Origin of the sequence: Ensifer sp. LBL, from assembly GCF_050435225.1 — a bacterium.
Classification (GTDB): Bacteria; Pseudomonadota; Alphaproteobacteria; order Rhizobiales; family Rhizobiaceae; genus Ensifer.
Window position 1 is genome coordinate 1 of sequence record NZ_JBNDJY010000009.1, and the last position, 12152, is coordinate 12152.

The 12152-nt window shown below is 63.8% G+C and carries 12 protein-coding genes and 1 pseudogene; 4 read left to right on the forward strand and 9 right to left on the reverse strand.

Features of this window, described 5'->3' with window-relative positions; all coding sequences use genetic code 11:
- Nucleotides 1-329: pseudogene (locus OKW20_RS28680) on the reverse strand (molybdate ABC transporter permease subunit); the annotation flags it as partial.
- Nucleotides 330-746: 417 nt separating this feature from the next.
- Between OKW20_RS28680 and OKW20_RS28685 the strand changes: the two are divergent.
- Together OKW20_RS28685 and OKW20_RS28690 are read left to right on the forward strand one after the other, a co-directional pair.
- A complete protein-coding gene (locus OKW20_RS28685; RefSeq protein WP_429177660.1) occupies nt 747-1352 on the forward strand; it encodes an RBBP9/YdeN family alpha/beta hydrolase in 606 nt (201 codons plus the stop codon).
- Nucleotides 1353-1666: 314 nt separating this feature from the next.
- The gene (locus OKW20_RS28690) at nt 1667-3073 is read left to right on the forward strand and encodes an FAD/NAD(P)-binding protein (RefSeq protein ID WP_429177662.1); all 1407 of its coding nucleotides are present in this window, start codon (nt 1667-1669) and stop codon (nt 3071-3073) included.
- A 10-nt stretch (nt 3074-3083) separates the two neighbouring features.
- Here the strand turns inward: OKW20_RS28690 and OKW20_RS28695 are convergent, their stop codons facing one another.
- The 4 genes from OKW20_RS28695 to OKW20_RS28710 form a co-directional block, all read right to left on the reverse strand.
- The gene (locus OKW20_RS28695) at nt 3084-3935 is read right to left on the reverse strand and encodes an ABC transporter permease subunit (RefSeq protein ID WP_429177664.1); all 852 of its coding nucleotides are present in this window, start codon (nt 3933-3935) and stop codon (nt 3084-3086) included.
- Nucleotides 3932-4723: a taurine ABC transporter ATP-binding protein gene (locus OKW20_RS28700; RefSeq protein ID WP_429177666.1), complete on the reverse strand. Its 792-nt coding sequence runs from the start codon at nt 4721-4723 to the stop codon at nt 3932-3934. The genes OKW20_RS28695 and OKW20_RS28700 overlap by 4 nt, the downstream gene beginning before the upstream one ends.
- Nucleotides 4724-4794: 71 nt before the next feature.
- Entirely contained in the window at nt 4795-5802 is a 1008-nt protein-coding gene (gene tauA / locus OKW20_RS28705; protein ID WP_429117768.1) for a taurine ABC transporter substrate-binding protein, read from the reverse strand.
- Between the two features lie 167 nt (nt 5803-5969).
- Complete coding sequence (locus OKW20_RS28710) at nt 5970-6518, reverse strand: flavin reductase family protein (RefSeq protein ID WP_429177668.1); 549 nt, start codon at nt 6516-6518, stop codon at nt 5970-5972.
- A gap of 190 nt (nt 6519-6708) precedes the next feature.
- Between OKW20_RS28710 and ssuD the strand changes: the two genes are divergently transcribed.
- Together ssuD and OKW20_RS28720 are read left to right on the forward strand one after the other, a co-directional pair.
- On the forward strand, nt 6709-7902 hold the full coding sequence (ssuD, locus tag OKW20_RS28715) for an FMNH2-dependent alkanesulfonate monooxygenase (protein ID WP_043623714.1): 1194 nt from the start codon (nt 6709-6711) through the stop codon (nt 7900-7902).
- On the forward strand, nt 7899-9380 hold the full coding sequence (locus OKW20_RS28720) for an FAD/NAD(P)-binding protein (RefSeq protein WP_429177671.1): 1482 nt from the start codon (nt 7899-7901) through the stop codon (nt 9378-9380). The genes ssuD and OKW20_RS28720 overlap by 4 nt, the downstream gene beginning before the upstream one ends.
- Here OKW20_RS28720 and OKW20_RS28725 read toward each other — a convergent pair.
- The 4 genes from OKW20_RS28725 to OKW20_RS28740 all read right to left on the reverse strand — a co-directional run bounded on the left by OKW20_RS28725 (nt 9327) and on the right by OKW20_RS28740 (nt 11973).
- On the reverse strand, nt 9327-10082 hold the full coding sequence (locus OKW20_RS28725; RefSeq protein WP_429177673.1) for an MOSC domain-containing protein: 756 nt from the start codon (nt 10080-10082) through the stop codon (nt 9327-9329). The genes OKW20_RS28720 and OKW20_RS28725 overlap by 54 nt on opposite strands.
- Complete coding sequence (locus OKW20_RS28730; protein WP_429177675.1) at nt 10075-10782, reverse strand: glutamine amidotransferase; 708 nt, start codon at nt 10780-10782, stop codon at nt 10075-10077. The genes OKW20_RS28725 and OKW20_RS28730 overlap by 8 nt, the downstream gene beginning before the upstream one ends.
- A gap of 25 nt (nt 10783-10807) precedes the next feature.
- The gene (locus OKW20_RS28735; protein ID WP_429177677.1) at nt 10808-11362 is read right to left on the reverse strand and encodes a peroxiredoxin family protein; all 555 of its coding nucleotides are present in this window, start codon (nt 11360-11362) and stop codon (nt 10808-10810) included.
- Nucleotides 11363-11424: 62 nt separating this feature from the next.
- Nucleotides 11425-11973, reverse strand: a complete 549-nt coding sequence (locus tag OKW20_RS28740) for a carboxymuconolactone decarboxylase family protein (protein ID WP_429177679.1) — start codon at nt 11971-11973, stop codon at nt 11425-11427.
- Nucleotides 11974-12152: the final 179 nt, after the last annotated feature.

Genomic DNA, 12152 nt, shown 5'->3' on the forward strand with positions numbered 1-12152 from the left:
AGGTCGACCATGGCGTCGATCACCCGCTTGCCGGGAAAGCGATAACGCACCAGCACCCAGGCGAGGATGACACCGAAGACGAGGTTGATGATCGCTGCGATGAAGGCCGTGCCGAAGGAGATCTTCAGGGCATTGAGCGTGCGTGGATCAAGCGCCAGCGCCACGAACTGCGCCCAGCCGAGCCCGCTGGCCCGAAACACCAGGCCCGACAACGGGATCAACACGATCAGAACCAGCCAGCTCAGCGTGATCCCGAGCGACAATCCAAATCCAGGCAAAACACTCGGCTGGCGAAATCGCCACCGGTTCCCATTGCGTCGCTCCGTCACCTTTCGGTCACCTCTTGGCCCCGCAGCCGCGAGCGGCTGCGCTATCCCCTCATCCAAACCGATCTTCAAACCGCCGGTTGGCCGGCTTGTTTGAGCGCCGGTATCTTTCGGCGCCAAACTACCAATTTCATGGGCTCCAACAACGCAAATTTTTGACGCTTCGGCGGCCGTAAGAGAAACTGATTTCGCTTCTAACCACGTCAATAGAAACACTCTGCTCCCAAGATTGTTCCATGCCTGACATCTAAAATGATGGTGCGTGAACGAGGCGACTGAAAAGTTATGCTATAGACTTTATAGATATTGAATGTTCCTTGCTTACGCGCTGCATTTCGCTCTTCCATAATCGAGCCATGAACCGGGCGCGGCAGAATGCGCGGCCGTCACTTTGAAACATTCTCGTAAGCGGTTGATGTCATGGCAACAACGCTCATCATTCCCGGGTTGCTCGGATCGAACAGCGGCCATTGGCAGCGCCATTGGCTGAATGACAATCCGCAAGCCGTCCTCGTCGAACAGGACGACTGGGACCGACCAAGGCTCGATCTCTGGCGCGACAGGCTCGAACACGAAATCTTCCGGCATGGTACCGTTGACCTCGTGGCACACAGCCTCGGCTGTCTTCTGGTCGCCAATCTGGTGCGGCGCCCGCTCGCCCGGCAGGTGCGCAGCGCCTTGCTCGTCGCACCGTGCGATCTCGGTCCGACCGATCGGCTTCATCCGGGCGCCATCGACTTCGGATCGATGCCGGACCTGCCGTTGCCTTTTTCGAGCCTTGTCGTTGGAAGCCTGAACGACCCCTATATGCCCTTCGACCGCCTGCGCCATTTTTCGACCCGCTGGGGCAGTCGCCTCATCGATCTCGGCCATGCCGGCCATATCAACATCGCCAGTGGCTATGGCCGCTGGTCGCATGGTTATGACCTGCTCAGGGTATTGAACGGCATTTCGCGCCGCGAGACCACTCGCGGCCAACCGGGCGAGTTTTCGGAGCGGTTGCCCTTGCCAAACGGCGTGGCCTGACCGCCCCAGAGTGTGACGCCGAAGACCGCTTCGAGCGGCCTTGCCACACGGGGCCCTTGATGTCCGCGCCGTTTCACGCTCTAATAGCGCACAAAGTTTATAGAGTATACCGTCTAGGGATGCGCATGTGCCAAGGTGCCAGGCCAGCCGGGATAGGACATACGGGCTCGACCATCGATGCGGCGGACGATATCTTCACGCGACCCTGCGGGTGGTTGCCGATAGCCTTACAATTCGGTCGGTGTCTGCGTTGAGGACCGAAACAGCCATGCATTTCAAACTTTGCCGGCGAGGCCGGCCATAGGAGAGTGCACATGACTGTCCATGGATTGTTTGCCAAGACGTCTCCGACGGAAGGGGCCCCCAGGGGCAAGCCGCATATCGCCATCGTCGGCCGCGGTTTTTCCGGCGTGATGATGGCTATCGCCCTGATGAAGTCCGTGCGGGCCGCCTTTCACGTCCATCTCTTCGACCCGCAACCGACGATCAGTGGCGGCCAGGTGTTGGCCACCGCCCAGAGCGGTGAAATCCTCAACAGTCGTGTTCGTGATCTTTCAGTGGCCGCCGGTCAGCCGGAAGACTTCAACGACTGGCTCTCGGCCAATGCCGAGTTTCGCGCCGCCGTGCCGGCGGCCATTCCCGGGTTCCAGCAGATCTTCGTGCCGAAGAGCATCTTCAGCGATTATGTCTATCAGCGCTTCTCCGAGGCGCTGACGCGCCGGCCGGATATTTCGATGCAGCTCTCCTGTCAGGCGGTGCTTGGTCTACGCAAGCAGGCCAATGGGCGCTTTCTGGTGATGCAGGAGAACGCGACGGTGGAATGCGATGCCGTCGTGCTGGCGACCGGATTTGGTCTGCGTCGCGGTGAGATGGAAGTCGCTGAAGAGGAAAAGCCGCTGGTGCGCGCCCGTCGCCTCGTCGTGCCGCGCCACACGGTGCTGCTCGGCAGTGGGGTTCGGGTGGTCGACCGCCTGCTGCAGCTTCGCGACAACGGCTTTGCCGGCGAAGTCACCATCCTCTCCCGCCATGGCTTCCTGCCGCAGCCGCATACCCGCCTTTCGGCAGCGCCGACCTTTCCGGTCGAGCCGATGCCGACGCGGCTCGGCGAGATCGTTCGTTTCGTCCGGCAGGCCTGTGCGGAGGCCGAGGCGGCAGGGCTCGGCTGGCAGGCGGCCATGAACGGCCTGCGCCGCCGGGCGCGGTCGCTGTGGCAGGCGCTGCCCGAGGAAGAGAAACACCGCTTCAACAGGCACCTTCGCTCGATCTACGACAGCCACCGCAACCGCCTGCCGGCACCCCTCTACCTGCGTCTTCGGCAGGAGTTAGCGAGCGAGCGGACCGTGCTGCGCAAGGGCTGGGCCGGCCGGCGCCGTCCGGAAGGACTGATGGTGCGCTTTGCTGGTGAAAGCGAGGAGACGCTGCTTTCAGCCGATCAGGTGATCGATTGTCGCTGCTCGGCGCCCGATCTTCAGGCGCCGTTGATGCAGAGCCTTTTTTCCGGCGGCCTTGCCGAGCCCGACGAACTCGATCTCGGCATTGCCGTCAGCCCGGCGGGTGAAGTGCTTTCCGGCGGAGGTCCGACGCGCAATCTCTACGCGATCGGGCCGCTCGGCGTCGGCAGCCTGCCCGACATCGATCTGGTGCCGGAGATCGTCACGCAGACCTATGCCGCGGCGCGATTGATCGCGACCCGCAACCGGGTCACTCTGAAAACCGGCTGACGCTTGCCGCTTACCGCCGCGTTGCCCAGGGTACGAGCCAGCGCTCGATCAGGCGTGCCGCCAGTTCGAACAGGAAGGCGACGGCAGCGATGACGACGATGCCGGCGATCACCACGTCGGTCACAAGAAACTGGGCTGCGGACTGGATCATGAAACCGAGGCCGCGGGTTGCGGCGACGAGTTCGGCCGCCACCAGCGTCGACCAGCCGGCGCCGAGCGCGATGCGGGTTCCCGTGAGGATCGAGGGCAGGGCGCTCGGCACAATGACGTGGCGCAGCACCTGCAGCCGCGACGCGCCGAAGGATCGCGCCGCGTTGACGTGGTCGGCCGATGCGGAGCGGACGCCCGTTGCCGTCGAAAGGATGACCGGCGGTAGCATCGCCAGGGCGATCACCGCAATCTTCGACGCCTCGCCGATGCCGAGCCAGATGATCACCAGGGGCAGATAGGCAAGCGGCGGCAGCGGCCGCAGGAACTCGACGATCGGATCGAGAATGCCCTTGCCGATACGGCTCGCTCCGATGGCAAGGCCGGCGGGAACGCCGACGACGAGAGCGACAGCAAGCGCGCCGAAGATCCGCAGCAGGCTGGCGCCGACGTGCTCAGCGAGCGTCGCATCGACAAAGCCGGTGACGGCGAGGCTCCGCAGTGCCTGGTAGACGGCGACCGGTGACGGCAGGAACAGTGGCGAGACGAGGGTATAGCTGGAGGCAAGGCTCCAGAGGAAAAGCAGTGCCGTGATCGTCGCGAGCGAAATCCAGACAAGCGGCAACGGCGGTCGCTCGGCGCTCTGTTCCTGTTGCTCATCCACGTGGCGCGCCGCCGGCATGATCGGCGGCAGGCCTTCAGCCGAGATGCTCATGCGGCAATTCCTTCTTCTTCGGCATGGATGAGCACGGTCAATTCGTCCTGCAGGTGGCGAAAAGCGGCTGAGCTGCGGATTTCCGAAAGCGGCGTCCCGGCGAGGTGATCGCGGCCGAAGGTCGTGAAGATTTCGCTGGTGATCCGGCCGGGGTTGGGGGCAAGCACGATGACGCGCGTTGCGAGCAGCAGCGCCTCCTCGATGCTGTGGGTGATCAGGAGGGCACCGACGCGGTTCTGTTGCCAGATGTCGAGAAGAAAGCCCTGCATGCGGCTTCGGGTCAGGGCATCGAGCGCGCCAAGCGGCTCGTCCATCAACAGAAACTTCGGGCTGGAGGCAAGTGCGCGGGCAATGCCGACACGTTGTCGCATGCCGCCCGACAGTTCCCAGACATGCCGCTCGGCTGCATCGCCGAGCCCCACCTGGTCGAGAAGAGTTCGCGCCCGCTCGAGCCGATCCGCTCTGGACAAACCGCGCAGGCGCAGGGGAAAGGCGACATTGTCGAGGGCCGTCAGCCACGGATAAAGGGCATCGTCCTGAAACACGACGGCGCGCTCTGCGCCGGGGCCGGTGACCGGCGCGCCGTCGAGCCGAATACGCCCGCCGCTCGGTTTCCCGAAGCCCGCCGCCAGATTGAGAAGGCTGGTCTTGCCGGAACCGGAGCGCCCGATGACGACGACGAATTCGTCGTGGCCGATCGACAGATCGATTGACGCAAGCACCGGCGTGTTGCGGCCGGCATCGGCTCCATATCGCAATGTGACATTCTCAAGCGAGAGGACGGACATGCTGTTCTCCTGGCATACTGCCGTGTGCCCGCCCGAAGATTTCATCCGGGCGGGCAGCAATTGAGTGAACGTCAGAACGAGAGCTTTGCCGCTTCCTGCGCCCAGCGGGCGGAAACGTAAGGCGCGTAGTCGGGAAGGACTGCCGGGATCTTGCCCTGTTCGAGCAGGAAGGCCGAGGTCTGGGCGATCGCCTTGACTGTCGCGCCGCCGAGGAGATCGGCACTCGCCTGTTCTTCGAGCGACGGGAAGTAATAGCCCTTGAGCAGGTTCGGCACCTCCTCAGGCTTTGCGCCGGTGAGCCGTGCGATCTTCTCGGCCTGAGGCGAGCCTGCGCTCCAGGCTTCCGGCTTGGCGCGGTAATCGGCATAGGCGTCGCCGGTCACCTTGACGAATCCGGTGACGATTTCAGGATGTTCATCGGCAAACTTCTTGCTGACGATCCAGGCGTCGAAGGTCGGTCCGCCCCATTTCGCGACGTCGCTCGATGTCGCAAGCACGGTTGCGGTCTTCTTGATTTCGGACAGAACCGGATCCCAGACATAGGCGCCATCGATATCACCGCGCTGCCATGCAGCGGCGATCTCCGGCGGCCTGAGGTTGAGGATCTCGACCGACTTCGGATCAACATTCCAGTGTTTCAAGGCGGTGAGCAGGCTGTAATGCGCCGTCGAGACGAAGGGCGTTGCAATCTTCTTGCCGGCAAGCTCTTCCGGCTTGTCGATGCCCTTGACCGCCAGTGCCTCGGCGTCACTGATGAGGCCGACGACGAAGATGGTTTCGAGCGGGATCTGGCGGCTCGCGGCGGCGGCAAGCGGTGAGGATCCGACATAGCCGATGTCGATCGACCCGGACGCAAGGGCCGCAATGACATCGGCCCCACCGTCGAATTTCTGCCAGGTGATCTTGGCGCCGGTCACCTTCTCATAGGTTCCGTCTGCCTGCGGCACGCGCGATGGTTCGACGATCGGCTGGTAGCCGATGGTCAGCGTCGTTTCGTTTGCATGGGCCGGAAGGGAAAACTGGCTTGCGGCCAAGAGGGCGACACTTGCGGCAAGAAGGGTGCGTCTGCGGATCGTCATCGTATGCTCCTCAACGGGTTGCGGCTTCCTCGGGAAGTCCTGATGTTATGTTGATTAAAAGCATGGATTTTATATAGATAAATTATTCCGCTTTTTGCCGCTTTGCAGAGAGCGCGTTCCAAAATTGAAATCTGTGGCGGCGCGCTGTGCCATGCAGGAATGCAGCGTCAGAATTGCACGCCGCCGTAGCGGCCGTTGTGGTAGACGATCGGTTCGCCTGTGCCGGCCGTAATCGCCACCACCCGGCCGAGGATGATCGCATGGCTATGGCGCTCGATGATCTCCTCGACCTCGCAATCGATGGCGGCGAGCGCGCCGGCAAGCGCCGATGCGCCGCTGGCAAGCCGGATCCATTCGGCGCCATCGTAGCGGGCCGGACCCTTGGCGCCGTCGACACCGGAGAAGCGCTCGGCGACCCTCTGCTGCTCGCGCGACAGAAGGTTGACGCAGAAATGCCGGTAGCGCTCGATGACCGGCCAGGTGGAGGACGTGCGGTTGATATTGACGATCATGGTCGGCGGATCGACGGCGAGTGCTGTGGCGGAGGTTACGGTAGCGCCGGTGCGCTCCTCACCTATCCCCGCGGTGATGACGGAGACGCCACCTGAGAAGTTGCGCATGGCCGCCTTCAGCGCCGGCGTGGTGATCGACCCGTAGGCATTGGCAGTCGGAACGATGGCATCGAATGCGGGAGAAGCGGCAAGCGCGATGGTCATGGCCAAATCCTCGAAAAATTTAAATCTAATTCCCGATCGCTGACAGCTGATCCGGGAAAAATTTTTCCTCATATCAAGGATGATCGCCCGAATTCTTGTTGTCAATAAATTTTATAGAGTTTATGCTTTTTGCCAGTCGAGGGGCCTTTTGGGCTGCCTCCGAAAGGAACCTGTGAGGAGGCCTGCGCGAATGGGAATTGTGCCCAACGAAATCCCCGAGAAGATCCCCGAAAAGATCAATGTGCTCTGGTTCCTGCCGACCCACGGCGACAGCCGCTATCTCGGAACCACGCGCGGTGGGCGAAACGTCGACCTCAACTATCTGAAGCAGGTCGCGCAGGCCGCCGATACGCTGGGCTACTATGGGGTGCTCATCCCGACGGGGCGGAGCTGCGAGGACAGCTGGGTGGTAGCCTCAGCGCTGGCACCGCTCACCGAAAAGCTGCGGTTCCTGATCGCGGTTCGGCCCGGCCTGCTCTCCCCGACGCTCGCGGCCCGCATGACGGCGACGCTGGACCGTCTCTCGGGCGGGCGGCTGCTGATCAACGTCGTAACCGGCGGCGATCCGATCGAAAACAAGGGCGACGGCATTCATCTGGCGCATGGTGAACGCTACGAGGTGACCGAGGAATTCCTGAACATCTACAAGGCGGTGCTTCGCGGAGAAGAAGTCGATTTCAAGGGAAATCACTTCGACATCGAAGGCGGCAAGCTCCTGTTCCCTTGCGCGCAACAGCCCCACCCGCCGCTCTATTTCGGCGGCTCCTCCGGCAAGGGGCAGGAGGTGGCAGCGCGCACGATCGACAAGTACCTGACCTGGGGCGAGCCGGTCGAGGACGTCGCCAAGAAGATCGCCGAAGTTCGCGCCCTGGCCGATGCCGAGGGCAGGGCGGTCACGTTCGGTATCCGTCTTCATGTCATCGTTCGCGAGACCGCAAAGGAAGCCTGGCAGGCGGCCGACGAACTGATACAATATGTGGACGACGAAACGATTGCCGCCGCACAGAAGGTGTTCGAGCGCATGGATTCGGTTGGTCAGAGCCGCATGAGCCGCCTGCATGGCGGCCGGCGCGACAAGCTCGAAATCGCTCCCAATCTCTGGGCCGGCGTGGGCCTGGTGCGCGGAGGGGCTGGCACGGCGCTCGTCGGCGATCCCGATCAAGTCAAAGCGCGCATGGAAGAATACCGACAAGTCGGCATCGACAGCTTCATCCTGTCCGGTTACCCGCATCTCGAAGAGGCCTATCGCTTCGGCGAACTGGTACTGCCGCATCTGCCGCTGGCCCACGCCATCCCGGCGAGGGAGACGTCGATCAACACCGGGCCGTTCGGCGAAACCATCGCCGGCGATCATCGCCCGAAGTTGAAGGTTTCCCAGTCGTGACAGCTGTGCGGCGAACGGTCATTGCCATCGTCGGCGGCGGTTTCACCGGCGCGGTGGTCGCGGCAAGCCTTGCGCGCAATGCCGCCAGCGACGGCGCAGCCATCGTGGTCTTCGAACCGCGAGACTGTCTGGGTGCCGGACTTGCCTACGACACCGGCAATCCGGCCCATCGCACCAATGTGCCCGCTGCCCGCATGAGCCTCGTTCCCGATGATCCCGACCACTTTCTGAACTGGCTGGAGGCCAATGGCGAGCCGTGCGGCGACCCGGAGGCGAGGGCCGCCGACGGCCATCTCTATGTGCGGCGGGCGGTGTTCGGGCGGTATGTCGGGGCGTTCGTCGCGCCGTTCGTGCGGAGCGGCAAGGTCGTGCACCGCCGCGAGCGCATCGCTCGTATCGAGCGGCGTGGAATGCGCTGGAAGCTGACCTCCGATGCCGGGACGGACCTTTTGGCCGATATCGTCGTGATCGCCACGACGCATCCCTCGCCTTGTGCGCCGAAGAGCGTCGCGCAGGCGCTCGAAGGCCATCCGCGTTTCGTCACTGATACCACCGTTGCGGGCTCTCTTGCCTGCCTTCGTCCCGATGATGACGTTCTGGTGCTTGGAAACGGCCTGACGGCGGCGGATGTGATTGCGTCGCTGAGGCTCGCCGACCACCGCGGCTCGATCGTCGCCCTGTCGCGCCGCGGCCTTCGCTCGCGCGGCCATGCGGGAAAAGCGCAGGAACCCTTCGGTGATTTCGTCAGCAACCCGGCGCGAACCGCGCTCGAGCTTCTTCGACGCGTGCGCCTGGCGGTGCGGCAGGCCGCTTTGTCCGGGCTCAGCTGGCATGCGGTTTTCGACGCGCTGCGTATCCAAGGCGGGCAAGTCTGGCGGGCGTTGCCGGTGGCGGAGCGCCGCCTGCTGGTGAGGCGCCTGCGGCCCTTCTGGGACGCGCACCGGTTCCGTGTGGCGCCGCAGATCGACGATGCGATCCGGCAGGCAGCCGAGACGGGACAGTTGCGCATCCTCGGCGCTTCGATCGAAGGCGTCGAACGCTATGGCCAAGTCATCGCTGTCGACATCCGTCACCGGCAGACGCGTGCCCATGAGCGCCTGTTGTTCGATGCCTGCGTCGTGACGACCGGTCCGGCACATACGGGCATTCTTTCAAGCCAGGAATGGCTTGCGGATCTGGCGTCGAAGGGCTGGCTGCGCCTAGACAGTGTCGGGCTTGGGCTCGCCTGCGATGAGGCGAGCCGGGCGATCGGTGCGAGCGGCGTGGCCGAGAGGTCGCTGATCGTTGCCGGCCCGCTGGCGCGCGGCACCTTCGGCGAACTCATGGGCCTGCCGCAGGTCAACGATCACGCGATCTTTGTTGCCGACGAGATCGCCGAGATGCTGGCGAGAGCAGACAGGGGCGCCACCCGCCGGAGGGCGGCGTCATCCGTTCGGCGGCGAGCGGTCACGGCCATCGACGGCGCCATCAGGCGTTGAAGCCGGAGACTCGCCGTCGAGCCGGCGGGACCAATCTTCTACCGCCCGCGTCTGCAGGCGCTTGGCGGCGTACTCTCGCCAATTTGGCGGCAGGATGGCGAGATCGGCGATAGCGGACAGGGCCTCGCGGTTGAGCGTATCGACGTAAAGATAGTGCCACAGCCGGGCGACCGTCCATTCGGGATGGCGCCGCTCGACGCGTTGCATCCGGTCGTCGGGGGAAACCATGCCCGTTTCGATGACCCGGTAGTACCATCCGGTGCGGCCGGTCTGCTGGACGCGGCGGGCCATGTCCGGCAAATCGAAACGGCGGTTCAGCTTCCAGCACGGCTGCCGGCCCTGGCTCACCTCGAGAAGGGCTTCGCCGAGGCGGAACCGGTCGCCGATCGCGACATCGCTTTCGGTCAGCCCCAAGGCCGAGATGTTCTCGCCGAACGCGCCCGGCTGCTGCAGCCGCGCAACGCTTCCGATCTCGTCAACCCATATTTGATAATGGTCGCGCGGGTAATGGTGCACAGCCTTGTCCGGGCCGCCGTGCCTCTTCAGGTCGCCCTGATGGTCGCCGGCAAAGCCGGTTGTGCCGAGATGCACCGGGTCAAGTGTCGGGTGTTTGTCGATGCCGCTTAGGGTTCCGCGGTCGTCGATCGGCGAGAGGCTGCCGATGAGCAGGGCGTCGAGCGCGATCGGCGGCGGCTCAACCATCGAAGTTCTCCAGCCATTCGCCGATCACCGAAGCGGCCGCTGCCTCGAGATGAGGCCCGAGACGTCGGGCATCGGCGCGCAGGCTCGGAACGCTGAGCCCGGCGGCCGCCAGTTCGCAGGCGTGACCGACGAGCCAGCGTTCGAACGCCGCGCCGGCCTGCGCCTCCGGGTGAAACTGGAGGGCGAGCACTGTCTTGCCGCGCGCAAAGCTTTGTTGCGCGATCAGCGGTGTCGAAGCCAGAAGTTCAGTGCCGGCGGGCAGGTCGTAGGTATCGCCGTGCCAATGTAGGACGGAAACGTCGGCCAGATGGCGGAGGGGGGAGGCCTGGCCTGCGGCGGTCAGGCTCAACGGCGAAAATCCGATCTCCTTCAGGCCGGAAGGGTAGACGCGGGCACCGAGCGCACGGGCGATCAGCTGGGCGCCGAGGCAGATGCCGAGCGTCGGCCGGTCGCCGGCAAGACGCGCCTGAAGCATGGCGATTTCCCCCGCGATGAAAGGGTAGGCCTCGTCTTCATAGACGCCGATCGGGCCGCCGAGCACGATGACGAGATCGGGCTTCAACGGATCGAAAGAGAGGTAATTTTCGTCGCCGACATTGCGATACTCGATTTCGAAACCCGCCGCTCGCAGCGGTCCGGCAAAGCTGCCGAGATCTTCGAAATGCACGTGCCTGAGGGCGAGCGCCTTTCTGGTCGTCATCGTCTGTTCTCCATGCTCAGAGGTTCTAGCCGGCACGCGTGTCGGGGACGCAGCCTTCGCTGGTGCAGCCGGCGGAGGTGGCGGCCGCCGTGGCAAAGTCGGGGATCGGCGCGGAAAGGAGTGTGGCAAGACGCGCGCCGATGGCCATGTCATCTTCGATGCCGAAACGATGGTGTTCGATATGACCGTCTCGTCCGATGATGATGGCCGTCGGCGTGCCGCGCATGCCGTAGAGTTCCATCGTTTTCGGTATCGGTCCCTGGTCGGAAGGCTGGTCGACGGCGATCGGGAAGGTCAGGCGATATTCATGAATGAAGGCCTTCAGCGCTTCCGGTGTCATGACTGCGTGATGTTCGAACACCGAATGCAGGCCGAGGACCTGAAGATCGGTGTCCCGAAAAATGCTTTGGACGCGCTGCGTTTGCGGTAGTCCGTGCGAAACGCAAGCCGGGCACAGCATCTGAAACGCATGAAGGAAAACGACCCGGCCACGAAGCTGCGCAAGGCTTGGACGTTCCGGTGTGTTGAACCAGGTCGAAACGGCGAGTTCCGGAGCCGTGATCCTGCGATTGCTGTTCATTGTTCTCATCTCCAAGAGGGCCGGGCGAAGGCTCGCCGCCCGGCCACTGCAGTGTGTGCGGTTCAGGCGGCTTCGCGGACGAGCTTAACGCCGGGGAAATCGACGGGAACGGCAAGCGCGACGTTGATGTAGTTGGTGAACAGGTTGAGCGCGACATGGGCGACGATCTCGACCACGTCCTCGTCATCGTAGCCGGCCTCGCGCAGGGAGCGCACATCCGCGTCGGATACCTGCCCGCGCGCGTCGACGAGTTTCTGTGCAAAGGCGAGGGCAGCGGCCGTCTTCGGATCGGCGGACTTGCCGCGTTGCGCGGACGTCATCTCCTCGGCAGTCGCGCCCGCCTTGCGGCCAAGGGCCGTGTGGGCCGCCAGGCAATAGTGGCAATCGTTGCGATCCGCGACGGCAACGGCGATCTGCTCGCCGAGCTTGGCGCCGAGGCGACCGTTGCCGAGTGCACCGAAGGAGCCCCACATACTGGCAAGGGCCGCCGGCGAATTGGCGACGGCGCGGAACATGTTGGGTGCGACCCCGAAGGCGGAGCGGATTTCGCCAAGGAGTTCGGCCCTGGGACCGGTTGCCGAAACGGGGTCGACTAGATTAATTCTGCTCATGGTTTTCTCTTTCTGTTTGCTGGAGGGAGAAAATTGCCGGTCCGCCGATGGCAGTCGTCGGACCGGCGCCGACATCATCGTCTGTCCGCTTGCGACGCAGGAAACAGCGCTCGCGAATTCCGATGGTGAAGCTTGTTGAAAAGGCGCCGGGGATGCTCGGTGACGCCTTCAGGACCGCC